The 22,187-nt window shown below is 74.8% G+C and carries 24 protein-coding genes; all 24 read right to left on the minus strand.

All coding sequences use genetic code 11. The annotated features are described in order from the left end of the window. Window positions 1-12: 12 nt before the first annotated feature. The 24 genes from GKE82_RS23535 to GKE82_RS23640 all read right to left on the minus strand — a co-directional run bounded on the left by GKE82_RS23535 (window position 13) and on the right by GKE82_RS23640 (window position 22,096). Window positions 13-1,077 carry a CAP domain-containing protein gene (locus tag GKE82_RS23535; protein ID WP_154735382.1) on the minus strand — a complete coding sequence of 355 codons (1,065 nt, stop codon included), beginning with the start codon at window positions 1,075-1,077 and terminating at the stop codon, window positions 13-15. A gap of 117 nt (window positions 1,078-1,194) precedes the next feature. Further along, the gene (locus tag GKE82_RS23540) at window positions 1,195-1,416 is read right to left on the minus strand and encodes a hypothetical protein (RefSeq protein WP_154735383.1); all 222 of its coding nucleotides are present in this window, start codon (window positions 1,414-1,416) and stop codon (window positions 1,195-1,197) included. Beyond that, the gene (locus GKE82_RS23545; protein WP_154735384.1) at window positions 1,413-1,595 is read right to left on the minus strand and encodes a hypothetical protein; all 183 of its coding nucleotides are present in this window, start codon (window positions 1,593-1,595) and stop codon (window positions 1,413-1,415) included. Before GKE82_RS23545 ends, GKE82_RS23540 begins: the two co-directional genes overlap by 4 nt. 27 nt (window positions 1,596-1,622) lie before the next feature. Then, the gene (locus tag GKE82_RS23550) at window positions 1,623-2,333 is read right to left on the minus strand and encodes a single-stranded DNA-binding protein (RefSeq protein WP_154735385.1); all 711 of its coding nucleotides are present in this window, start codon (window positions 2,331-2,333) and stop codon (window positions 1,623-1,625) included. A 118-nt stretch (window positions 2,334-2,451) separates the two neighbouring features. Next, window positions 2,452-4,179 carry a DNA cytosine methyltransferase gene (locus tag GKE82_RS23555; protein WP_154735386.1) on the minus strand — a complete coding sequence of 576 codons (1,728 nt, stop codon included), beginning with the start codon at window positions 4,177-4,179 and terminating at the stop codon, window positions 2,452-2,454. Window positions 4,180-4,216: 37 nt separating this feature from the next. Beyond that, window positions 4,217-4,936, minus strand: coding sequence for a hypothetical protein (locus GKE82_RS23560; RefSeq protein ID WP_154735387.1), 720 nt, complete (start codon window positions 4,934-4,936; stop codon window positions 4,217-4,219). Between the two features lie 126 nt (window positions 4,937-5,062). After that, on the minus strand, window positions 5,063-5,563 hold the full coding sequence (locus GKE82_RS23565; RefSeq protein ID WP_154735388.1) for a hypothetical protein: 501 nt from the start codon (window positions 5,561-5,563) through the stop codon (window positions 5,063-5,065). Between the two features lie 57 nt (window positions 5,564-5,620). After that, window positions 5,621-6,502 (minus strand): hypothetical protein, encoded by an 882-nt coding sequence (locus GKE82_RS23570; protein WP_154735389.1) that lies wholly within the window; start codon window positions 6,500-6,502, stop codon window positions 5,621-5,623. Continuing rightward, complete coding sequence (locus GKE82_RS23575) at window positions 6,499-6,945, minus strand: hypothetical protein (RefSeq protein WP_154735390.1); 447 nt, start codon at window positions 6,943-6,945, stop codon at window positions 6,499-6,501. Before GKE82_RS23575 ends, GKE82_RS23570 begins: the two co-directional genes overlap by 4 nt. 21 nt (window positions 6,946-6,966) lie before the next feature. Further along, complete coding sequence (locus GKE82_RS23580) at window positions 6,967-8,142, minus strand: hypothetical protein (RefSeq protein ID WP_154735391.1); 1,176 nt, start codon at window positions 8,140-8,142, stop codon at window positions 6,967-6,969. 141 nt (window positions 8,143-8,283) lie between these two features. Next, entirely contained in the window at window positions 8,284-8,787 is a 504-nt protein-coding gene (locus GKE82_RS23585) for a hypothetical protein (protein WP_154735392.1), read from the minus strand. Window positions 8,788-8,795: 8 nt separating this feature from the next. After that, window positions 8,796-9,095, minus strand: a complete 300-nt coding sequence (locus GKE82_RS23590; protein WP_154735393.1) for a hypothetical protein — start codon at window positions 9,093-9,095, stop codon at window positions 8,796-8,798. Continuing rightward, window positions 9,092-9,508, minus strand: coding sequence for a hypothetical protein (locus tag GKE82_RS23595; RefSeq protein WP_154735394.1), 417 nt, complete (start codon window positions 9,506-9,508; stop codon window positions 9,092-9,094). The genes GKE82_RS23590 and GKE82_RS23595 overlap by 4 nt, the downstream gene beginning before the upstream one ends. A gap of 459 nt (window positions 9,509-9,967) precedes the next feature. Next, window positions 9,968-10,282: a hypothetical protein gene (locus tag GKE82_RS23600; RefSeq protein ID WP_154735395.1), complete on the minus strand. Its 315-nt coding sequence runs from the start codon at window positions 10,280-10,282 to the stop codon at window positions 9,968-9,970. A gap of 118 nt (window positions 10,283-10,400) precedes the next feature. Continuing rightward, a complete protein-coding gene (locus GKE82_RS23605) occupies window positions 10,401-12,194 on the minus strand; it encodes a ParB N-terminal domain-containing protein (protein ID WP_154735396.1) in 1,794 nt (597 codons plus the stop codon). Window positions 12,195-12,307: 113 nt separating this feature from the next. After that, a complete protein-coding gene (locus tag GKE82_RS27440; protein ID WP_196189437.1) occupies window positions 12,308-12,784 on the minus strand; it encodes a hypothetical protein in 477 nt (158 codons plus the stop codon). Between the two features lie 20 nt (window positions 12,785-12,804). Further along, on the minus strand, window positions 12,805-14,220 hold the full coding sequence (locus tag GKE82_RS23610; protein ID WP_154735397.1) for a hypothetical protein: 1,416 nt from the start codon (window positions 14,218-14,220) through the stop codon (window positions 12,805-12,807). Next, on the minus strand, window positions 14,217-15,269 hold the full coding sequence (locus GKE82_RS23615) for an AAA family ATPase (protein WP_154735398.1): 1,053 nt from the start codon (window positions 15,267-15,269) through the stop codon (window positions 14,217-14,219). Before GKE82_RS23615 ends, GKE82_RS23610 begins: the two co-directional genes overlap by 4 nt. Window positions 15,270-15,424: 155 nt before the next feature. Beyond that, a complete protein-coding gene (locus GKE82_RS30220) occupies window positions 15,425-18,568 on the minus strand; it encodes a DEAD/DEAH box helicase (RefSeq protein WP_154735399.1) in 3,144 nt (1,047 codons plus the stop codon). 181 nt (window positions 18,569-18,749) lie between these two features. Then, complete coding sequence (locus GKE82_RS23625) at window positions 18,750-19,169, minus strand: DUF6283 family protein (RefSeq protein WP_309233836.1); 420 nt, start codon at window positions 19,167-19,169, stop codon at window positions 18,750-18,752. Then, the gene (locus tag GKE82_RS23630) at window positions 19,166-19,927 is read right to left on the minus strand and encodes a hypothetical protein (protein WP_154735400.1); all 762 of its coding nucleotides are present in this window, start codon (window positions 19,925-19,927) and stop codon (window positions 19,166-19,168) included. Before GKE82_RS23630 ends, GKE82_RS23625 begins: the two co-directional genes overlap by 4 nt. Next, complete coding sequence (locus GKE82_RS23635) at window positions 19,924-20,667, minus strand: metallophosphoesterase (RefSeq protein ID WP_196189438.1); 744 nt, start codon at window positions 20,665-20,667, stop codon at window positions 19,924-19,926. Before GKE82_RS23635 ends, GKE82_RS23630 begins: the two co-directional genes overlap by 4 nt. Continuing rightward, a complete protein-coding gene (locus tag GKE82_RS27445) occupies window positions 20,664-20,963 on the minus strand; it encodes a hypothetical protein (RefSeq protein WP_196189439.1) in 300 nt (99 codons plus the stop codon). The genes GKE82_RS23635 and GKE82_RS27445 overlap by 4 nt, the downstream gene beginning before the upstream one ends. Further along, complete coding sequence (locus GKE82_RS23640; RefSeq protein ID WP_154735402.1) at window positions 20,960-22,096, minus strand: PD-(D/E)XK nuclease family protein; 1,137 nt, start codon at window positions 22,094-22,096, stop codon at window positions 20,960-20,962. The genes GKE82_RS27445 and GKE82_RS23640 overlap by 4 nt, the downstream gene beginning before the upstream one ends. Window positions 22,097-22,187 lie beyond the last annotated feature (91 nt).

Consider the following 22,187-nt stretch of genomic DNA (forward strand, 5'->3'; position numbering starts at 1 on the left):
GCGGGCGGCCGGTTAGCGGCGGACGGGGAGCGGCGGGGTCATGCGGGTGTGCTTGCCGCTGCCGATGAGGGTGACAGCCGCTTGGATGCGGCGGCCGGCGTCGAAGCGCGTCAGGCGGTAGGTGGCCTTGGTCGCGCCGGGGATGGGGGTCCAGCCGTCGCCGGTGCTGCGGTGCCAGCGGTACTGGACCGAGCGCGCGTGCTCGGCGCTCCAGCGCAGTCGCAGCCGCACTCCGGGGCGCAGCCGGGCCGGGCGGATCCGCGGCGCGACGGTGAACCGCGGGGTCGGGCGCGCGGCGGGGGCCGGGCGGACGGGTGTGGTCCAGGTCGGCGCGCTGGGGATCTTCGGCGTGATCGCTTCGGGGTAGCTGCGGGGCGGCTGCGGGGGCGCCGGGTCGCTGACACCGTCGAGCAGATGCCCGGCACCGGCCTTGCAGAGCGTGGCGATGTCGCTGCTGTTGGCGGTCTTGCTGCCGTAGCCGCCGAGCAGCACCCACTTGACGGTGGAGTGTTCGACGCCGATGCCGATATCGGTGACCGATGCGGTCAGCAGGAAGACGCAGTGCCCGCGGCTGTTGAGCCAGTCCAGCGCGACGCGCCGCGGCGTGAACTGCTGGTGGATGTTCTCGGCGGCGTAGTGCGGGTAGCCGGCCGCCCTCGCGCGCTGCGCGGGCTCGGCGCCGTAGGGCGAGGGAGCGGGCGCGAGATGGTCGTAGTACTTCCGCTCGGCCATGTCGTTGGCGTGGCGCTGGGCGGCGAGGTCCAGGCGCTGGTCGCGGGTCACGAGCGGGTGGGAGACCCGCCCGCGCGCGATGTTGGCCAGGCAGAGCATCGCGGTGCGCAGTTGCTCGGCGTTGTCCTCGCGAGGAACGTAGTCGGCGTAGGAGCACTGCGGGGGGCTGTCGGCGGGCGCAGCCGGCTGTGGCTCGGCCGGCTGCGGCTCGGCCGGCTGGGCGTCGGCAGGCGGGGCGGGTTCCTGGGTGATGGGGGTCGGCGTCTGAGGGTCGGTGGTCTGGGCGAGGGCGGGGGTGGCGGTGAGGGCGATCGCGGCGATCAGGGTGGTGAGGATGCTGCGCACGGTGGGGCTCCTTTCGGGCGCGGGAAGGCCCCGGGGAGACGTGGTGTCTTCCCGGGGCCTCGGGTGCGGTGTGATGTGGGCGCGGGCGGGGTGCGCGCGCCGGGCTGTGGCCGGTGGTCAGGCGGCCTTGCGGGCCGGGTCGGCGGCCGGCTGGGCGGGTGCGGGGAGGGCGTGGATGGTGGCTCCCTCTTCGGGGAAGCAGCCGCAGGGGGCGCTGCGGTCGTAGGGCAGGCGGCCGTGGCGGCACTCGTTGTCGGCGAGCTTGAGCAGGTGCCCGGACTCGATCGGGCAGGCGCCGATGAGCTGGTAGGCGTGGTCGTAGACCTGTCCGAAGCTCATCGTGTGACGAGGCGGTCGTTGGCGTTGCGGACGTTGACGGCCTGGACGAGGCCGGTGTGCGTCGGGTGCTCCAGGCGGGCCTGGGCGATCGCGCCGCTGGCGTTGGCGGCGGTGATGGTGGTCTCGTGCGGCTTGGTGCCGACGCCCTCGGCGATGAGGCGGACGGTGTACGCGGGCATCGTGGTGCTCCCTTGGTTGGTGGTGGGCTAGAACGGGACGCTCTGGGCGCTGGCCGCCGTCGTGGCGGGGGCCGGGTCGGCGGGGGCCCAGGAGACGGTGTGGCTGCCGTCGGCGGCGGCGGTGACGAGGAGCTCGCGGCCGTCGGGCAGGGTGTGGCGGTGGCCGTCCTGGGCGGTGAGGGAGATGACCTCGGGCTGCTCGGCGGTGCCGATGTTGACCCGCATCACGGCCGGCGCGGGCGCGGGCACCGCGGGCGCGGGCACCGCGGGCGCGGGCGCGGCGGGCGCGGCGGGCGCGGGCGCGGGCGCGGTGGGCGCGGGCGCGGTGGGTGCGGCCGGGGGCGCGGCGGTCGCGGCGGGGGCGGTGTCGTCGGTTGCGGGGCGCTTGGGGTTGGGCGGCTGGCCGACGACGAAGGCGGTCACGCGCAGCTCGATCACGGGGATCTCGGCGACGAGGTCGCCGTCGCGGGTGACGGGTCGGTCGCGGGTCTCCAGCAGGCCGCTGAGGACGATCTCCTGGCCCTTGATGGGCTGCAGGCGGTCGAACTCCTCGGCGTCGCGGCCGAAGAGCACGAAGTCGAAGAACCAGGTCTGGTCGGTCCACCCGTCGTCGGTCTTCAGCGGCCGGTGGTTGCCCACGCGGCCGCGCAGGTAGGTGGTGCCGCCGGAGCTGCGCTTGAGCTCGCACGGGGCGGTGAGGTTGCCGGTGAGGTGGAAGGAGTTGCTCTGTCGGGGCATAGGCAGGGGTGCTCTCTTGGCTGGTGGACGGTAGGGGCGGCCCGGGCAGCGGCCGGCGATCGGCCGGTGCCCGGACGGACTGCGGCGCCGGTGCGCGACGGGCTGGTAGCGCCGGCGCTCAGTGCCCGATGGCGTCCAGGACGCGGTCGGTGAGGATCGCCTCGCAGGCGGGCACGATGGCGTTGCCGGACATGCGCACGTTGGAGCGGTTGGAGCGGCCCATGAGCACGAACGGCACCTTGGTGAAGGTGCCGTCGGTGTTGGGCTGCAGGCGGTACTCCAGGCCCATGAGGCGCTGGATCTCGTCGGGGCGCAGCATCCGGAACCGTGACCGGGCGACGTCCTCGTCGGTGATCGGGTCGGCCTGGGTGAGGCGGCCGTCGTCGACGCGGGCCAGGGCGCTCTGTCCGGCCGCGGTCATGGTGCGGGTCGGGTTGGTCAGCGTGCAGGTCACGTGCCCTCCCCCCTTGCCGCCGTAGTTGCCGACCACGACCCCGTCGCCGGGCTCGCGGGGCGGGCCGGTGACCAGGGCCCGGTCCAGGGTGCCGTTGATGGTCTTGGCGGGCTCGCTGACCGACCAGGCGCGGGTGTAGCCGGGGCGCTCGTAGGTGTTGGCGCCGGTCTGCACGAGCATCGCCTCGTCGGGCTTGACGAGCGCGAGGCGGTTGCCGCTGGTGACGGTGCCGGCCGGTTCGCTGCCGGCCAGGCGCGGCACGTTGTTGGCCATGTTGGAGAGGACGAGGGCGTGGTGGTTGCCGGTGGCCGCGACGGTGATCGCGGGGTCGGTGATCGAGCGGGGCGCGCTGTTCTGGCGCAGCGCGATCTGTGCGGCGCCGAGCGTGTCGGGCAGCAGCAGGCCCTGGTCGCGGCGGGCGGTCTGGGTGAACGCGGGGGCCAGCCAGACCGGCCGGGTGCGCTTGGGGTAGCCGAGGCGGTCCAGCGGGACGAGCTGGTCGGCGCGGATCTTCTCCAGGCCGCGGCGGATGCGGTCCATCGTCTTGGGGGCCAGGGGCTTGGCGCGATCGCCGATGACCTGGCCCAGGTCGCTCCAGTCCAGCGCCTGGGCGGCGGCGGTGATGAACGGGGCGATCGGGGCGGTGCAGCGCGGGCAGGTGTACTGGTACTGGCCGCGCGGCCCGTACTTGCCGATCGGGCCCAGCGGGCCGGCGTTGCGGATCGCGGCGGGCTTCCAGGTCTGCACGCCGTCGACGACCAGGTCGCAGTCCAGGCACAGGCCCTCGACGGTGATCGTGAGGTCGGGGACGGGGATGGTCTTGCGGGTCGCGACGTAGAAGACGCGGTCGCGGGCCTGGGCGCTGGGCTCCAGGCCGCGGTAGCGCATGAACGCGCCGTTGAGGCTGGCGGCCTGGAGGGTGAAGCCGGCCTTGTGCCACTCCTGGACCCAGTCGCGGAAGCCGCGCCAGCGGGTGGCGGACTCGGTGACGTTCTCCAGGATGCAGGCCTTGATGTTCGGCCAGGCGATGGCGAAGCGCAGCGGGTCGTACATGGTGACCCGGGAGCGCTGCATGGCGCGGTCGGGGTTCCATGGGCCGAGGTTGCGGATCATCTCGCGCTGGTTGCGCGAGGGGCTGTGGGCGTCGCACTCGGGGGAGCCGTAGAGGATGTCGACCTGGGAGAGGTCCAGGCGGCGGGGGTCGCTGATGGCGATGTCGCCGAGCCAGAGCTCGGCGCCGTGGACGCGGTGGGTGCGGATGCTGTCGGTGGCGTGGTTGGCGGCGACCAGCGGGCGGACCGCGGCCATCTCGGCGGCGTTGAGGTCGCCGCCGGCGCCGGCGAAGAGGTGGGCGCTGTGGGCGCGGATCGGGGCGCGGGTGGTGGTGGTCACAGGAGGCGGGTTCCTTCTCGGTCGGGGGGTGATGGGGTCAGGGCAGGAGCGCCAGCTGGGTCGGGGCGCGGTGCGGGGTGAGCTCGTGCGGGGTGGGCCAGCGCTCCTGCAGCCAGGCGTGCTGCTCGGCGCAGAGCTCGGGCAGCAGGCGCAGGATCTGCTGCCAGCCGCTGGCGGTCGCGATCGTGTGCAGCTGGTCGGAGTCGTGGTCGGTGAGGCCGGCGTCCTTGGCGAGCTCGTGCAGCAGGGCGACGTCGATGGGCTCGCCGGTGTCGGTGGCGCGCAGGCAGACGCGCAGGGCGAAGACCTCGGGGCGCTCGGCGCTGGCGTTGGTGAACCGCTGGTCCCAGACGCCCATGCGGGTGGCGTAGAGCGCGAAGCCGCAGGGCAGGCGGTGGCGGTAGGCGGCGGCGCAGATGGCCCGCCAGAGCGGGTCGCGGTGGCGTTCGACGTGGAAGGGGTCCAGGCGGCGCTGGACTTCGCTTGCGCCGTCGACCAGCGGTGCGGGGAGGCCGGCCAGGGTGCAGGCCTCCTCGGGGTCGAGGTGCTGGTAGCGGTGGGTGCCGTCGGCGGGCAGGGACCGCGGGCGGCCGTCGAGGAGGTCGACGACGATGACCTCGTCGGCGATGAAGAACCGGGGTTCGGTGAGGTGCTGGCGGCCGTCGGGGGTGATCCGCCAGCCGAAGGTGTTGTCGACGCCGACCTCCCAGGTCAGCGGCAGGCTGGGTCGGGGTCGGGTGTTGGCCGTGGGGTGCACGTTTCGGGTGCTCCGTTCTGCTCGAGGGGTCAACGACGCAGCGCCCGGTCCGCGGGTGCGGGCCGGGCGCTGCGATGTCGGTGTGGACTGCCCGCCCCCGGCTTGCTGGGGGCGGGTGTTGGGGGGCTAGTACCAGGGGCCGGGGGAGGCGGCGCGGCGGGCCTTGCGGGCGCGCTCGAGGGCCAGCTCCTGCGGGGTGCGGCGGTGGTAGGGCCGCTTGTAGATCGGGACCTCGGTGCGGGAGTCGTAGACGAACCGCCAGATCCGCCAGCCGCCGGAGGGGTAGATCCAGCCGAAGGTGTGGTGGTCCAGGAGGACGAGGTCGCGGGCGAGGGGCACCTGGATGCGCAGGTGCCGGTCGTTGTCGAGGTTGATGGCGGTGGCGCCGTCGAGGCGGCGGACGCTGACGATGACGCGGCGGACGATGTCCGGGGCGTCGCTGCTGGTGACGGCGAGTTCGGCCGGGGGGCGCAGGCGGCGCAGCAGCGCCAGGCGCGATCCGAGAACTTCGCCCTGTCGTGACGGGGCGGGCAGCGCGGCCAGCCCGAGGTGCGCGCCGTGGCCGAGGCGTGCGAGCTGGTCGCTGAGCGTCGGGGGCGTCGCGGTGGTGGGCGCGAGAGTGGTCATGACCCGGCAAGGATTGCGCGGGCACCTGACGCATGTTCTGGGGCGCGGCCTGGGCGGCTAGTTTCCCCGCAGGGTGCGGAGGATCTGGGTGATCTGCCGGCTGGTGAACGGGCGCTGCTGGTGGTGGAGGTCGCGGACGGTGTCGTCGTGGTGGTGGTGCTGCAGCGTCCAGCCGCCGTTGCTGGGGCGCAGGGCCAGCGTGTGGGTGTGCGGGGCGGTGCCCCAGCGGGCCAGCGGGACGCCGGGGCGGGCCTCGGTGGCGCTGGTGGGCGTGTAGGGGCTGTCGGTCAGGGCACTGGCCAGCAGCAGGCGGGTGGCGGGGACGGTTCGCACGCGGCCGACGGTGCGCGCGCGGTGCAGGCCGGCGTGGGCGAGCAGCAGCTGGGCGTCTCGGTCCCGCAGGCCGGGGATCTCGGTGAGCAGCTGGCCGATGGTGAGGCTGGTGAGCTCGTCGGTCGGGCCCGGTTCGAGGCGGTCGGCGACGTGGGCGCGCGCCTGGTCCTCGGGGAGCTGGCGGATCGTGGCGAGGGCGGCGCGGCGGCGGGCGCGGGCGGCGTTGGCGGCGCGCAGCGCGATGTGCGGGTCGCTGCCGGTGGCGGGCCGCGGGCGGCGGTCGGTGACGCGTTCGGCGCGCACGAGCAGCTGGCCGGTGAGGGCGGCGATCTGTGCGGCGGTGAGGTCGCGGATGCGCAGGTGGTCGCCGATCCCGGCGGTCTCGAGCATCTTGGGGGCCAGCAGGGTGCCGATGCCGCGCACGGCGCGCAGCAGGCGCAGGACGGGCGCGCCGCTGTGGGGGGCGTCGGGGTTCAGGGCGCGCGCGGCGGCCTGGTGGCTGGCGCGGCTGGGGAGCTGCTGGATGCGGCGCAGTTCCTGGGCGATGGCGAGGCGGTTGCCTTGCGCGTTGGCCAGGGCGTCCTGGCGTTGCAGGAGCGGGTTCATGCGGGGGTGCGGGTCGGGGTGTGCGGGTAGGCGGCGGGGGTGAACGCGTCGAGGGCCCGCAGGTGCTCGTGGAGCTGCTGCAGGCTGTCGGCGGGGTCCGGGTTGCGGGTGAGGCGGTGGAAGTCGGCGCGGTCCAGGACGACGTCGCCGTCGAGGTTCAGGCCGCAGGCGACGGGCAGGCGCAGCTGCGGGGTCCAGTAGACGCAGGTGCGCTCGCGGGCGGGGACGGTGAGCAGCAGCAGCGCGTAGGCCAGGCCGGCGTCGCGCAGCGTGTCGCAGTAGGCGTTGACCGCCTCGAGCAGGGCGTCGTCGCTGATGGTGGCGCAGAGCACCGTCAGCGGCTCCTGGTCGGGGGCGATCGCCGCGCGGGCCGGGAGGTTGGGCGCGGCGTCGGGGAGGTCGGGGGTGGCGGCGCGGATGCGCAGCTCCAGGTGGGTGAGCATGGCGGTCCTTGTGGTTGGTGGTCAGGCGGGTCGCAGGGGCCAGAGCAGGTAGCGGCCGTTGGGGAAGGCGGGGCTGTGCAGCAGCAGCGGCTGCAGCTCGTGGCTGACGCCGAGGGTGAGGTCGCCGTGGGCCAGGGCGGCGACGGCGGTCTTGAGGTGGTCGGCGCGGATGAGCAGCTGCACGCCGCGGTCGTGGGCGTCGGGGTCGGCGAGCAGCGTGCCGGGCTCGGCCAGGGCGGGGAGCGGCTGGCTGGCGCTGAGCGCGCAGTCGATCTCGTCGCGGGTGCGGTGGCTGCCGGTGCGCAGCTGCAGCTGCAGCTGGTGGGCGGTGAACCGCAGGGTGGCGGCGCGTTCGGGGAGCTGCTCGCCCATCATGGCGGCCAGCCGGGTGGTGGTGGCTAGCAGCTCGCCGGCGTGGACGGTGAACCGGTAGCGCGGTTCGTAGGCGCCGGGCGCGTAGGTGGCGTGGAGGTCGGGGAGCGTGCCGTAGGGGATCGTGGTGAGCAGGTCGTGACCGGGGTGGCTGAGCAGCAGCCGGCGGTCCGGGAGGGCGTGCAGGTCGATGCTGTCGGTGTGGGTGGAGGCGATGAGGTCGCCGACGATCGGGTGCGGCAGGGTCAGGCGGCAGTCGTGTCCGGTGCTGCTGGCGGGGTAGCGGTCAAGCCAGACGCGGGCGCGGTCGGTGGCCGACAGCAGCGTGGTGCCGTCGGTGGTGAGCAGGTGCACGCCGCCGAGCAGTTCGCTGTGGCGGCGCCCGGCGGTGGTGATGGTCTGGGCGACGGTGAGGCTGTCGCGTAGGGCGCCGGCGTGCAGGCGGCTGAGCGGCCGGCCGGTGGGGTCGGGCATGGCGGGCGCGGGCGCGGTCGCGGGCGCGGTGAGGGTGATGCTGCTGCCGGCGCCGCTGAGCATGAGCGCGGCGTGGTCGACCTCGCGGAGCTCGAGGTCGCAGTCGGGCATGGCCAGGGCGGCGTCCTTGAGGCTGCGGGAGGCGACGCGGACGGTGCCGTGGGCCAGGGCGGTGGCCGGGAGCGTGTCGCGGCTGGCGTGCTGGGGTCCGTGCGCGGTGAGGTGCACGCCGTCGGTGGTGCTGTGCAGCTGCGACTCTGTGGCGCCGAGCCGCACGTGGCGGCTGGCGGCTTCGCGCAGGGCGCGGGCGCCGAGCAGGGCGTGCAGTCGGGTGCGTTGGGCGACGGTCACGCCACGAACAGCTACCGGGAGGGTGCGCGACCGGTGCGCGTTTGGCGGCCGCGTGCGCTGGCGGGCCGGGAGGTGAACCGCCCCCTCCCCCCCTTCCCGGCTCCCCGGCTTGCGCGGTCTGCTGCGGGGGTGCGGTGGGGGTTAGGCGGTGAGGGCGCCGGGGCGTTGGTGGTGGGTCTCCCACCAGGCGGCGACGTGGGCGGGGTCGATGTGCGCGGTGGCGTAGCCGTGCTCGTCGGGGGTGTCGATGCTGACGTAGGCGAGGATCGCCTCGAGCGCGGGGACGGCGTAGAGCAGTTCGTCGTGCTGCCACAGGCCGCGGACGTCGGGGCCGGTGGGGTTGGCGAGCAGGTGGCGGATCTCGGGCTCGCTGAGGCGGTGCAGGACCGGGGCGAGGTTGATCGTGGCGCTGAGCTGCCGGTCGTGGGTGTGGACGGTGGCGGGGCAGGCGGGGTACATGCGCGCGAACTCGCGGTAGTGGGCGCGCGCGGCGGTGCGGTCGATGAGGTGCACGTCGACGGGGTCGCCGGCGGTGCGGAAGACCTCGGGGTCCAGGAGCTCAAGCAGCGGTCCGGTGGCGGCGTGCACGGCGGCTTGGACGGCGTCGTGGGCGAGGTCGGTGCGTACGCGGACGCTGATCTCCACGCAGCGCATCACGGCGACGCCGGGGTGAGGCTGGGCAGCTGGGCGGTGTCGTAGTCCTCCAGGTCGGCCTTGCGCAGCAGGCGGGCGAACGGGATCGGGTCGGGGTGCCCGTCGATGACGATCAGGTAGTCGGTCTGGCCGGTGCGGCGGTTGGGCGCGGCGACGAGGTTGACGTCCTGGGGCAGGTCGGGGCGGTCGACGTGGCGCACGGCGGCGGCGACGAAGCGGCCGAAGGCCAGCACGATCGGGTCGGGGATCGTCGCCGGCGCCGTCGGTGCCGGGTTGGGGTCGGGGCGGGTGGTGGTCATGGGCGCGCACGGTAGGCGTCGGCCGTGCGCGGGCGTGACGGTCGGCCAGGTCGGGCGTGCAGGGCCAGCTCGACCTGCCACCAGAGGTCGGGGAGCTGGTCGCGGTTGCGCAGGTGGTGCTCGTGTTCGTGGGCGGGCAGCTGGTCGATGCCGGCTTCGACGGGGTGCGGGGCGTGGTAGGTGCTGTCGGGTCGGTCCACGCGCCAGCTGTGGGCGCCGTGGGCGCGGAGCTGGTCGTGGCTTGCGCGGTTGAGGGTGCCGTCGGGGCGCAGCGGGATCCGGGCGCCGGCGATGACGGTCAGGCGGGCGCCGCGGGCGCGCATGCGCCGCTGGGCCTGCAGGGCCCAGGTGGCGTAGAGGTCGGGCTGGTGGTCTTGCAGCAGGCCGCCGAGGTCTTGCAGGGCGCGCCGCACGGCCGGCTGGTAGCGGTCCCTCGGGGCGCAGGCGGGCGGGCTGCTGGTGGCGGGCCAGGTGCGCGTTGGCGCAGGCGATGAGGTGGCTGCTGAAGCTGACCTGGTGCACGCCGCGGTAGACGGTCTGCAGGTACTCGGCGATGGTGCTCTTGCCGCTGGCGGGGTGCCCGTAGAGGATCAGGATCGGCGGGGTGTTGGCGGGCAGCGGCAGGCCGCGGCTGACGGTGGGCAGCGGGCGCGGCGGGTCGGGGACGGCGCGCAGGGCCAGCAGTTGGGCGTGCACGCGCGCGGCGCCGGGGTGCTGCTCCTGCAGGGCGCGGGTGAGCGGGTTCATGGGCGCGCGGCGAGGGTGCAGGCGTGCGGGCTGGTGGCGGTGCCGCTGCGCACGGGGGGTGCCGTGGTCGGTGAGGGTCCAGGCGTAGCTGCCGGGGCTGAGCCGGACGATCTGCAGGGTGTGGGTCATGGGTGCTCCGGGGCGCCGGGCGGCCAGATGGGCCGGTGGGTGGCGCGGTCGTAGGGGATCGCCAGGACGCCGTGGTGGGTGACGTGGGCGATGCGGGCATGGGTGCGCAGCTGCTCGCAGGTGAGCTCGGCGGCGCGCGGGCCGCGGGCGGGGTGCTCCCAGCCCACCAGCCAGGCGCGGTGCGGGCGGGAGTGCACGGGCTCAAGCAGCAGTCCGGGGACGGCCAGCCAGAGCGTGATCCGGGCGGTGCGGGCCTGCTGCTCGGTGGGGAACGCCAGCGCGGCGATGTAGCTGCCGGGGTCGGGTTTCATGTCGGCCGCCCAGGGTGCTGGGCGGCCGGTCGCGGCGGGGACGGTCCCGGGGTGAACGGGCCGGTGGCCGCTGCCGGGGTCGGGCCGCGGTGGGCGGCCCGACCCCCGGGGGTGCGGGTCAGCTGCTGAGGATGTCGCTGATGTCGATGTCCTCGTCGCTGTCGGGCTGGCCGGCGGTGAAGTGCTCCTCGTCGGTGAAGACGAACTCGTCGCGGACGGCCTGGACGTTGTGGGGGCCCATGAGCGGGCGCATGAGCTGCCAGATGGCCTCGCGGATGTCGCCGGGGCCGCCGGGGGCGATCTCGGCGAGCTTGCGGGAGATCCGCTCGCTGCCGAGGGTCTTGGTGCGGGTGACGCCGTCGGGGTCCAGCACGAACGCGCTGGCCAGGCGCATGGTCAGGGTGGTGAGGCCGCGCAGGGCGTCGGGCTCGGCCAGGGCCTGCTTGAGCTGGAGGTCCACGATGGTGTCGACGGGCTTGGGCTCGGTGCTGTTGGTGTCGCCGACGGGCTGCTGCATGGCGGTGAGGGTCCAGCCGGCGCCGTAGGCGATGATCTCGCCGAAGCGGTCGGCGAGCAGGTGGCACAGCAGGCGGCGCAGGGCGTCCTGCTGGGCGTCGGTGATCTCGTAGGCGGCCTGGTCGATCTGCTGGCCGAGGCTGTGGTTGGCGCGGGCGGCGCGCAGGCGGCGCTCGCGGCGGGCGGCGCGGGCGGCGGCCTCCTCCTGGGCGGCGGCGGCCATGTCGGAGTCCTGGACGCGGTTGGCGGCGAAGAACGCCTCGTTGCCGACCCGGTCGCGGTCGGTGTTGTGGATGTCGGCGAGCAGGAGCTCGAGCAGCAGGCTGGGGTCGGTGAGGAAGACGGTGGCGCGCACGTCGGGGTCGGGGCTCTCGTAGACGAGGGTGCTCTGGTCCTCGCGCAGCTGCTGGTAGAGCAGGTCGTCCAGGCGCAGGATCGCGGCGGTGGACTTGGCCTGCTCGATGCCTCGCTGGATCGCCTTGGCGAACTCCTCGGGCTGCTGGTTGTGGCGCTCGGCGCAGGCGGCGAGGGCGGCGGAGTCCATGGCGTTGCGGGCGCGCTGGAGCTCCTGGGCGATGGTCAGGACGGTGCCGGGGTCGATCTTGACCATGTAGGCGGTCTCGTCCTCCACGGCGGTGGCGCCGACGAACGCGCCGATGTTGCGCTCGGCCTTCTCGCGCAGCTCGTCGCTGCTGACGCGGGCGGCGACGGCCTCGGCCAGGCGGGGGGACTTGGCGTGGATGCGGGCGATCTCGTTGGCCAGGCCGATGCTGAGCTCGTCGCCCTTGGGGCGCTCGGCGACGCGCTCGCGGACCGGGTCGGGGAGGGTGGTCTGGCGCAGGAGGTTGTGGGCCTTCTTGGGGGCCAGGCCGAGCTCGTCGCAGATGATGCGGATGCGGTCCTCGTGGGGGATGCCCTGGTAGGCGGCCCAGGCCTCGGCGAACTGGGCCTGCTGGTCGGCGAGGGTGAGCTCCTCGCGGGCGTTCTCCTGGGCCTGGATGCGGCGCAGGTCGTCGGGGGTGGGCTCGTAGTCGAGCAGGATCATGATGAGCGTCTGCACGGGGCGCAGCTGCTCGTAGCCGTCGGTGCCGGCGAGGTCGTGGCTGCGCTTGGCGGCGAGGTAGCGGCGCTGGCCGGCGGCGAGGAGCACCTGGCCGTCCTTGACGTGGCCGATGGCGGGGACGAGCTGCCCGTGCTGCATGAGCATGCGGGCGAGGTTGTCGATGCCGTCGGCGTCCATGGTGCGCCGGGGGTTGCGGGCGGGGATGATCTGTTCCAGCGGGACGCGCTCGACCTCGCCCTGGAAGGTGCGCTCGGCGTCCACGGCGGTGACGTCGAACAGCGGCGAGCGCAGGTAGCGCTCGGGCGTGCGGACAGTGGTCTTGGTGGGGCTCATGTGCTGCTCCTTGGTGGTGGCTTGGTGGTGTGCCCCGCGCGCGATCGCGCGCGGGGCCTCGTTGCTGTCTGTCGTGCTGGTGCCCCTCGGGGGCTGGGGGTGCGCGGGGGGTGTCAGCGGCGGCCGCGGCGGCGGGCCTGCCCGGCGATCAGCTCGACGGTGTGGTCGGCGATGAGGGTCATCGCGTCGGCGGGGTCGGTGATGGTGGTGATGGCGTCGGCTTCGACGGCCAGGGGCGGTCGGCCGATGCTGATGTGCAGGGTCGGGATGCCGAGGTCGCGCATCTCGCGGATGCGGGTGACGCCGGCGGCGGTGTCGGACCAGTCGCCGTCGCTGATGCACCAGACGGCGCGCGGGCGACTGGCGTCGTGGCGGTCGATGTGGTCGCTGGCCAGCAGCAGGGCGTCGCCGGCGTGGGCGGTGCCGCCGCCGGTGCGGATGCCGGGGACCAGGGGCATCGGGGCGCGGCCGTCGGTGAGGAGCTCGTGGCCGGCGCCGAAGAGGCTGACGGGCATGCGGCCGTCGACGACGCGCAGTCCCTCGTTGAGGACCCAGCAGATCGGGCCGAGGGCGTACTCGTGGATGCGCATCGAGCCGCTGGTGTCGATGATCAGGCAGATGTGCGGTTCGTGGATGGGCTGGGTGCGCTGGGCGGTGAAGCTCCAGGGCTGTGCGGTGACGGGCTGACGGCGGGCGCGTTGGGCGACGGCGCGCATGTGCTGGCGGGCGTCGAAGCGGCCGCCCGGGGTGGTCTTGGTGACCTGGCGCTGCTGGATGGCCATGGCGCGCCGGATGCGGTCGGCGAACTGGCGGGCCATGCGGCGCTCGTCGGCGGTCGGGGGCCGGTTGACGCCGAGGTCGGGCATCCGGCCGGACGGCAGGCCGGCGGCCGTGGCGAGGGGTCCGCGGGCGCGCGGTGCGGGCGCGGTCGGGTCGCTGCTGCGGGTGATGCGCTGGGCGGCGGGGTCGGCGGTGAGCCGGTCGGCGGGCCCGGTGGCCTGCTGGGCGGCGGCGATGCCTTGGGCCAGCGCCTCACCCAGGCTCCAGGCCTGCCCCTCCCCCGCGCTCTGGGCCGGCCCCTCCCCCCTGCTCGGGGCCGGGTCCTCCCCCTGCTCTGGGCCGGGTCGTTCCCCGCGCTCTGGGCCTGCCCCTCCCCCGTGTTCTGGGTCGGGTCGTTGCCGGGGTTCTGGGACGGGGTGCTCTGGCTGGGGCTGCCCGGGCCCTGGCCGCTGGTGGGCGGCGGGGGCGGCGGGTCGCCGATGATGGTGCGGTAGCGCTCGGCGATCGCGATGAGCTGCTCGGGCTCACCGCTGGGGATCCAGATGAGCTCGTCGAGCAGGTCGATCAGCGCCTGGTGGTCGGTGCCGCCCAGGACGGCGCGGACGGCCTGGTTGAGCAGCCGGGTGTCCGTGGCCGTCAGCACGCCGTAGCGCTCGCGGCCCAGCACGTACACGGCGGCGCGGCCGGCGGCGTCGCGCAGCGCCGCGGGGTCGGTCATGGCGGTGGTCGCGAGGTGCTCGCTGAGCGCGTCGATGAGGATGTCCTGGGCCACGACGGCCAGCGCGCCGCGCAGGAACCGGCCGCGCGCGGTGGCGGGGTCGAAGCGCTGCAGGCCCTGGTGCTCCATGCGGGGCTCTTCCAGCAGCAGCGCGTCCTGGAGCAGCTGGGGACGGTCGTTGGCGGTGGCGTGGGCGTCGATCTGGTCGATCGCCCAGGTGCGGGTCTCCATGGCGTGGAAGACCTCGTGGGCGCAGGCGCCCCAGGTGCGCCAGATGCCGCGGTCGGTGATCTGGCCGGCGCGCAGGTCGCGGTCGGCTCCCAGCAGCCGTTCGGTGTCGAGGTAGATCGACCGGGACCGCATGTCGATGTGGGCGGGGTCGGCCAGGTCGGGGGCGGCGACGACGCCGACCGGCCACAGGCGCAGCGCCATCAGCGTCCAGTGGTCGCTGATGGCGCGGTAGAAGGGGTCGAGCTGGCCGCGGGTGGCGGCGGCCTGCGCGATCGAGCGGGCGAAGCTGTCGCTCACAGCGTCACCGCGCGCGGGTAGCCGTGCAGGGTCGGGATCGGGCCGGTCTCGCTGACCTTCATCGCGGCGTAGCCGGCCTCGTCCAGGGCGCGGCAGACGGCGGCGGTCTCCGCGGCGGTGAGCTGGCCGGAGTGCTCGCGCTCGAGCAGGTCGCTCATCCAGTTGGCGATCGCCAGGCGCTCCATGCCGGGCCCGTAGGCCTCGATGCGGGTCCAGAGCGCCTCGACGTCGCCGAACTGCGGGGTCCAGGCCAGGCCGCTGTCGCGCTGGAAGCGGCGGCGGTCCAGGGCGGCGAAGGCCTGCACCAGGGGGCGGGGGGCGCCGAGCGCGATCAGGGCCGGCCAGTTGCTGGCGACCTCGAAGGCGCCGGAGAAGCGGCGAAACCAGGCGTCGGGGAGGTCGGTGGCGCCGACCAGGCCGGGGTTGTAGGTGAGGATCGGGCAGAACGCCGGGTGGGCGGTGACCGTCTCCCCGGTGGCGGGCAGGTACAGGGTGCCGCGGCCGTCCAGCGTGCCGTTGATGCTCAGCAGCGCGACGTCGCGGGCGGTGTTGGCCTCGTCGATGACGACGGTCCAGCCCTCGCGCATGGCCTGCACGAAGGCGCTGTCGATGAGCCGCACGCCGCCGGCGCCGTCGTCGACGGGGGTGAACTCGTAGCGGAAGAACATCTCGTCGCTGCTGGGGCCGGGCTGCATCTCCACGTACCCGTAGAACGGGCGGCCGTGGCGCTGCTCGACGGGGCGGCCCTGGGCCTGCCACAGGCGCCAGGCGACGGCGCGGGCGAGCATGCTCTTGCCGGTGCCGGGCGGGCCGGTGAGGCGGCTGAACTTGCTGCGGTGGGGCTGCTGGCGGTCGATGAGCTTGGCGATCAGCTCGTCCAGCGGGACGCCCAGCACGGTGGGCACGTAGAGCTGGCGGCCGTCGGGGAGCTCGACCGGGGCGCCGAGCGTGTCGAGGTCGATGGTGTAGTCCTGCGGGGTGGCGTCCAGGTCGCCGTCGGCGCTGACGGTGGTGGTGGCCTGGACGACGGCGGTGAGGGCGGTGCCCATAGCGTGGTGCTCCTTCTCGATGGAAAGCGGTCGTGGTCGGAACGTCCCGGGGGCCGCCGCACCCGCGGGTGCGGGCAGGCGGCGGCGAGGCCGCACGGGCCTCACTCCCCCGGGGGGTGTGGTGGTGGGTGGGCGCCCCGGGGGGGCGGGGCGGGTTAGTCGCCGAAGATCGCGGCGGCGACGCGCATGCGGGCGCTGGTGGCGGTGCGGCCGGAGGCCTGGGCCTGGTCGGCGACCTGCGCGGTGATCTCGACCAGCTGGGTGGCCAGCGCGGAGTCTTCGGCGCGGATGCCGTCGTAGCTGTCCAGCAGCTGGTGGTGGGCGGCGGCGCGGGGCGCGAGGATCCCGACGACGTGCGGGATGCCGCCGCCCTTGAGGTACGGGGTGGCGGTGTAGACGCGGTCGTGCAGGGATCCGGGGCGCACGGCGCGGCCGATGCGCTGCTGCAGCTGGCCCTCGGTCCACGGGAGGTCCAGGTGCACCATCTGGCTGGCGCTCTGGAGGTTGTGGCCGCGCTCGCCGACCGGGGAGAGCAGGCAGACGGGGTACTCGCGCGCCTGGAACGCGGCCTTGAGCTGGTCGATCTCCTCGGCGGTGTTCTGGCCGGTGATGACGCGCGCGTCGATGCCCATGACGGTGCGCAGGGAGTCGGCCAGGCCCCGCAGGCCCCAGATGCGCTGGGCGAAGACCAGGACCTGCCGGTCGGCGTGGACGGCGTCACGGATGGCGCGGGCGATGTAGCTGCGCAGCAGCGGCATGCCCTGGCCGCCGGCGACCATCGCCTCCTGGAAGACGTGGTGGTCGCGCAGCGCGACGGCGATCGCCGCCTCGCTGTGCTGGGTGATAAGCGGGTCGACGCTGACGTCGACGAACGCGGCGACGTTGGACAGGACGGTGGCCTGCGCGCGGCTGACCTCCGCCAGGGCGGCCTTGTAGGCGGCCTTGTCGACCTGGTCGCAGGCGCGCAGGGCCTTGAGCGCCCGCAGCAGCTGCCGGTAGGCGTCGCGGCCGCCTTCGCGCACGAGCTCCAGGCACTCCTGGGTGGCGGGGTCGGGGTCCACGGCGATGGCCTTGGCGGGCATCGCCTTGGGCAGGTAGCGGTTCATCTGCTGGCTGGTGACGCGCTGGAAGTGCGGGCCGTAGCCCAGCCGCAGGCGGTGCGCGACGGTCTGGTCGGTGAGGTCTCCGGCCTCCTTGGTGGCCAGCTGCTCGCGCAGCAGGCTCTCGTCCCCGAGCGCCAGGCCCATGAGGATGTCCAGGCCGTTGACGTTCTTGCCCTTGGGGGTCGCGGTCAGCAGCCAGCACTGGTCCACCGCGGCGAACCGGACCTGCTTGAGCGCCTGGTGGGCGACCGTTGCGGGGTTGACGTAGCGCAGGGCCTCGTCGGCCAGCAGCAGGTGCCAGGGGCGGGCGGCCAGCGTGCGCGGGTGCGCGTCCAGGGTGCCCTCGCCGCAGAGCACCAGCAGCGCCTGGTCGCCGGCCTCGCGGTGCCAGCGGCGCAGCTGCCCGTCCAGCGGCCGGGTGCCGTCGAGGATCTCCACGCGCGCGTCGGGGCACAGCGGCGGCATGCTGCGGCCGGGGGCGCCGATGCTGAGCTCCTCGCGCCACTGGCCCAGCAGGCCGTCGGCGCAGACGAGCAGGCCGCGGAAGCGGCGGTGGGCGGCGACGAGGTGGTGCAGCGAGCGGCCGCTCATCACGGTCTTGCCGCAGCCGGTGTCGGAGGCCTGCAGGCAGGAGCCCTGGATCATCGCGGCGGCGGCGGCCTGCTGGGGCTCGAAGAGGATCTCGTCGCCCTCCAGCGGGCGGGCGTTGAACATCCGCAGCGTCTGGGCGGCGGCGGCGTCGGCGCTGACCTTCGCCCCGCTGGTGGCGGCGAGGGTCCGCAGGCGGCCGACGGCCTGCTCGACGTAGTGGGTGGTGGTGGTGGCCTCGAAGCCGCTGATGGCGGTGATCGTGAGCCGGCCGGGCTGGCCGCGCATGCGGCCCACGCGCACGGTGCCGGCCATGCCGCTGGCCTCGCTGGAGAGCACGATCGGCAGCCCGACGCTGGTGGCGCGGTCGATGGCCTCCCCCATGTCCATCGCGACGCTGGCCTGCCGCAGCCCGTCGCGGCCGGCGCTGCCGAAGCGGCGGGCCGGCAGGCGCTTGTGGGCGATCGTGCTGATGGTGAGCGCGATCGCGTCGCGCTTGTCACTGGCGTAGTCGTTGGGGTCCAGGTAGGTGTAGCGGAGGCTGAGGCGGCCCCAGCGTTCGATGGGCAGGGCGGGGGCGGTCAGGACGAGCTGGCGGCCCAGCAGGTCGCTGAGCTGGCGGGCCTGCTTGGCCGTGTCGTCGAGGTCCTCGCGGCTGAGGTAGCCGGCGGTGAGCACGTTGATGTTGATGCGTGCCAGCAGCTCGTCGGTGCGGCTGCGCGGGATGCGGACCTCGGCGATGTTCTCGCTGACGGTGCCGCCGAGCTGGTGGGCCAGGCGCATGAGCTCGATGCTCACGCACGGCAGCAGCGCCCAGCCGTTGCGGCCGTGCGGGGCCAGGAACACGCCCACGGGCCGCTCCACGCGCTCGGGGTAGGGCAGCTGGTCGGCGACGGCCTGCTGCCAGCGCGGGGAGCCCAGCCGCCAGCTGCGGGGGTCCTGGAGGTCGGCGTCGGCGAGCGGCTGCTCGGTCAGCCAGCGGCTGACCGAGGTGATCTCCCGGTCGCTGAGCTGCAGGGCGCGGGCCAGGGCGCGGCGGCGATCGAAGAGGTCGCTGTAGGCGCGGTGGTCGAGGTCGTGGCCGGGGTGCGGGGTCGCGGCGCGCAGCCGGTCGGTGATGTCGGTGAGGTCGGGGTCGGGGTCGTTCCAGGGCAGCTGGGCGAGCGTGTCGCGGTCGCGCTGGGCGCAGATGACGGTGCTGATCGCCTCGTCGGTGAGCTCGTGGGAGCGCAGCTGCAGCTTGGTGGCGTGCAGGTGCTCGAACCGCGCGAAGGTCCAGTCGGCGATGCTGTCGCGCTGGTTGAAGGCGCCGGGCTCGTAGGGGTTGACCGGCTGGCCGGCCAGCAGCGCCTCCCGGGTGCTGCGGGGGATGTCGTGGCTGTGCAGCACGCTGCTGCCGAACGCGGCGCTCCACAGCTGGGCGGGGCCGCTGGCGGCGATCTGCGCGTCGGTGTGGGCGCGGCGGGCGGCGCGGTCGCGCTGCTCCTGCTCGACCTCCTGGCGGATGCGCTCGGAGAGCGCCACCGGGGTGGTGGTGCGTCGGGTCTGCCACTCCTCGGCGGTGAGGTTGTGCGGCGGGATGGGTCGGCTGTCGGGATCGTCGTGCATCGGGCACGGTCCTTTCGGTCAGGGTCGTTGGTGGGCCCCGGCCCAGGCGCCCGCGCGCCGCCCGCGCGCTGCGCGCTGCGGGCCGCGGGGTGCGGGGGTGCGGGGGTGGGCCGGCCGGGGCGCGGCCGGCGGGCGGGGTGCGGCGGCGCGGCGAGCGGAGGCTCGCGGGGTGCGCGGCGGGTTAGGGGGTGTCGGGGTCGGCGGCCAGGCGCGGGTAGCGGCGCAGCCGTCGGATGGCCCGGATGGCGTCCGGGCCGGGCAGCGGGTCGCGCAGGCCGTGCTCGGCGGCCTGCTGGCCGGACTCGAACAGCGGCACGGGACCGGGCCCGTCGGGTGGGGTGAGGCCCAGCAGGCGCAACGCCAGGAGCTCGTGCTCGTGGCCGCGGTTGCTGTGGGTCACCGCCCAGCCGTGGCAGAGGCGCTGCGGGGTGGCGTGGCAGGCGAACGCGGCGAGCGGCTGCTCGCCGGTGGGCCGGTCATACGCGAGCAGCTTGGCGTACTCCTCAGCGCCCCAGACGCCCGACGGCACGTCGCAGCGGTACGGGCAGGCCGGGCACGGCCGGGTGCGGCAGACGCGCTCGGGCTGGTCGGGGTCGCTCACGGGCAGGCGCGCTTGAGCGTGACCAGGGCGCCGGTGGTGTCGGGGTGGGGCGGGCGGGCCTGGGGGGTGTGGGCGCGCTCGAGCCACAGGGCGGCCGCGGCGTCGGGGGCCAGGCCGGCCTGCCAGGTGACGGTGTCGGGCAGGTCGCGGCGGGGCGGGTTCGTGCCGCGCCAGATCGGGGCGCCGGAGGTCAGCAGGGCGCGGGCTTCGATCTGCAGCGCCCAGAGGTCGGCCGCGCACACCGCGCGGGAGTGCAGGGCGCCCAGGTCGATCCGGTGGCGGGCGGCGATCGCGGCGTCCATGCGATCGCTCAGCACGTCGTAGCTGCTGCGGGCCGCGGCGATCTGCTCGGGGGTCGGGGTGATGCCCATCGCCTGCAGGGTCTCGGCGCGCAGCGCCCACTTCAAGGGCGCGACGAGGTCGCCCAGCAGCGCTTCGGCGGCGTCGTGGAACAGGCCCGCCCTGCAGGTGGCGGGGTCCGCGCCGGTGTGCTCGAGGAGGTCGTGGACCAGGACGGCGTGCTCGGCGACGCTGTAGTAGCGGCGCACGTGCCCGCCGAAGCGGCAGCTGTAGGCCTGGCCGCGGGCGAGGTCGACGAGCTCGATCGTGCGGGGGGCGGGGTGCTGCAGGTCGACGATCTGGCCGCTGCTGGTCTCCAGCTGGGCGGGCTGTTCGGCCAGCAGCGCGCCCAGGCCGCGGTCGCGGTCGGTGAGCGCCACCACGCGGGCGGCGCGGCGGTCCGGGGTGTCCGGGGTCATGGTGCGGGGCTCCAGTGCGTGGTCGTGGTGGTGTCGTGCAGCAGCGCGGGCGTGAAGCGCAGGTGGTCGCTGCTGCACAGCAGGTAGCGCACGCCGCGGTGGGTGCCGTGGGGGCCGGCGGCGTGCTGGCCGCGTCCGTGGAGGTGGCCGTAGACGCAGAGGTCGATGCGGTGGGCTTCCAGGAGCTCGCTGAGCTCGGTGGGCGCCTGGTCGGGGCCGCAGGGCGGGTAGTGGCTGGCGACGATCCGCAGGTGCGGGTCCATGCTGGCGAGGTCGCTGAGGTCGGCGTCGAGGTGCTCCAGGGCGCGGCGGGCGCGCGCCAGCGCCTTCGGCGGGCCGCTGGTGGGCGGCGGGCCGATGACCGCGCCGATGAGGATCCGCTGGTGCTGGTGGCTGATGATGCGGGCGCCGTGGTGGGTGGCCTGGATCGTGGGCGTGTCGGCGAGGGTGGCGGTCAGCCGGGTGCGGGTGGCGTGGTTGAGCCAGCCGTCGTGGTTGCCGGGGGTCAGCAGCTTCATGCCGGGCATGCGGTCAAGCCACTGCAGGTCGGGGACAGCGGCCGCCGTGGTCGGGGCGGCGGTGGTGTCGCCGCAGACGATGACGAGGTCCTGGGGGGCGATCGTCTGCCGCCAGCGCGCGGCGATCTGCTGGTAGTGGGCGGCCCAGCCGTACGGGCGCATCCACGCGTGGTACTCGCTGCGCCCCGGGAGGTGCAGGTCGCCGATGGCGAAGATCTTCACGGTCGGGGCGGGGCGCGCCACACCACCGGGCCCGGGCCCTGTTGCGGGCCCGGGTCGGTGTGCGGGTCGGTGGTGGGCTGGGTCGGCGGCTGGCTGAGCTGCTCGGTCAGCCAGCGGCGGGTGGCGGCCGACAGCGCCGCGATGGGCTGCTCCAGGGGCTGGCGGTCGCGGCGGGCGTGCTCGAGCAGCCGGGCCATCTCCCAGGGGCTGAGGTAGATGGCCAGCAGCCGGCTGGTGATGGTGTCGGGGGCCTCGGTCTCCAGGGCGCGCAGGGCGAGGGTCTGGGCGGCGGTCACGGGCGGCCGCCCTGGGGGCAGTGGTCCCAGACCGGGCAGTAGCGCCGGTCGCAGAGCGTGTGGTCGCTGGCGGCGTAGCCCCAGGGCAGGTCGGGCCCGAGGGTGCGGTAGAGGGTGTCGATCTGCACGGCCACGGTGGCGAACCGTTCCAGGCCGGCGCGCAACTGCTCGCGGGTCACGTTCACCGGGACGCGGCTGGCCCCGAGGCTGACCGTGCGCCCGCCGGCGTCGGTGTGGGGGCGGCGGACCTGCAGGAACTCGAAGCTCGGCAGCGGGCTGTCGGGGTTCTGGATGGCCGCGCCGAGCCCGTAGGCGACGGGCTGGAACTCCTTGGCGGCGCTGCTCTTGGAGAGCATGCGCGCCTTGATCTTGGTGTCCCACAGGACCGGGCCGACCGCGGTGCCGTCGCGGTCCTGCCCGCCGCGGGCGTAGATGTCGGCCTTGCCGAGCACGTACCAGTCGGTGTGGGCGGCCAGCCGGAAGCTGAAGTTGGACTGCAGCTCCAGCAGGCCGGTGCCGCGGTAGCGCTCAAACCGCTCGGCGTGCGCGGCGAACCAGCCGCGGGTGCAGGCGTCGATCTGGGCGAGGATCTCCTGGGGGGTCTCGTGCCCGAACTCGATCGCCTCGGCGGCGGCCTTGCGCTGGAAGGTCAGCAGCGCGGAGGCCACCAGCGCGCGCAGGACGTGCTCGTCGCTGGGGTCGGGGGCGGTGTCGTCGTTGATCTGCGACAGCCACCACTCCACCGGGGTCTCCACGCAGGAGCCGACGACCGCGGCGGCGCCGCTGGGCGACTTGACCCCGTGCAGGTAGCGGGTCTGCCACTTCCACGGGCAGGCCTGGAAGGCGGCCGCCGCGGAGGGCGAGAGGTGCATGTTGCGCATGCCGTTGAGGCGCACCGGGAGGCGCTCGGGCAGCCGGTCCAGCAGCTGGGCGAGCCGGTCGCTGGGGCTGAGCAGGTCGGCGACCTCGGCGGGGAGGCGGATGATGCGGTCGTGCTCGTCGCGGTTGAGCGCCTTGAGCTGCTTGGCGCGGTCGCGGTCGACGCCGGGGTCGTCGCTGGCGGCCCACAGGGCGTCGTCGGTGAAGGCGTGGGCGTCCTGGGCCTGCTTGTCGGCGCGGGCGGCCAGGTCCATCGTGCTGTCGTCCAGGCGGGCGAGCTGCTCGTGGACGGCGTCGAGCTCGGGCAGCGTCCCCCCGGGGTGGTCGGGGACGGCGCCTCGGTGA

This window comes from Conexibacter sp. W3-3-2 (assembly GCF_009707605.1).
Lineage (GTDB): Bacteria > Actinomycetota > Thermoleophilia > Solirubrobacterales > Solirubrobacteraceae > Paraconexibacter > Paraconexibacter algicola.

Coding starts and splice junctions, on each gene's coding strand:
- GKE82_RS23640 (WP_154735402.1), bottom strand. CDS start 22,096: ATGGACCTGGCCGCCCGCGCCGACAAGCAGGCCCAGGACGCCCACGCC.
- GKE82_RS23570 (WP_154735389.1), bottom strand. CDS start 6,502: ATGAACCCGCTCCTGCAACGCCAGGACGCCCTGGCCAACGCGCAAGGC.
- GKE82_RS30220 (WP_154735399.1), bottom strand. CDS start 18,568: ATGCACGACGATCCCGACAGCCGACCCATCCCGCCGCACAACCTCACC.
- GKE82_RS23575 (WP_154735390.1), bottom strand. CDS start 6,945: ATGCTCACCCACCTGGAGCTGCGCATCCGCGCCGCCACCCCCGACCTC.
- GKE82_RS23540 (WP_154735383.1), bottom strand. CDS start 1,416: ATGAGCTTCGGACAGGTCTACGACCACGCCTACCAGCTCATCGGCGCC.
- GKE82_RS27440 (WP_196189437.1), bottom strand. CDS start 12,784: ATGCGCATCCACGAGTACGCCCTCGGCCCGATCTGCTGGGTCCTCAAC.
- GKE82_RS23545 (WP_154735384.1), bottom strand. CDS start 1,595: ATGCCCGCGTACACCGTCCGCCTCATCGCCGAGGGCGTCGGCACCAAG.
- GKE82_RS23550 (WP_154735385.1), bottom strand. CDS start 2,333: ATGCCCCGACAGAGCAACTCCTTCCACCTCACCGGCAACCTCACCGCC.
- GKE82_RS23605 (WP_154735396.1), bottom strand. CDS start 12,194: ATGAGCCCCACCAAGACCACTGTCCGCACGCCCGAGCGCTACCTGCGC.
- GKE82_RS23630 (WP_154735400.1), bottom strand. CDS start 19,927: ATGACCCCGGACACCCCGGACCGCCGCGCCGCCCGCGTGGTGGCGCTC.
- GKE82_RS23590 (WP_154735393.1), bottom strand. CDS start 9,095: ATGACCACCACCCGCCCCGACCCCAACCCGGCACCGACGGCGCCGGCG.
- GKE82_RS23600 (WP_154735395.1), bottom strand. CDS start 10,282: ATGAAACCCGACCCCGGCAGCTACATCGCCGCGCTGGCGTTCCCCACC.
- GKE82_RS23565 (WP_154735388.1), bottom strand. CDS start 5,563: ATGACCACTCTCGCGCCCACCACCGCGACGCCCCCGACGCTCAGCGAC.
- GKE82_RS23615 (WP_154735398.1), bottom strand. CDS start 15,269: ATGGGCACCGCCCTCACCGCCGTCGTCCAGGCCACCACCACCGTCAGC.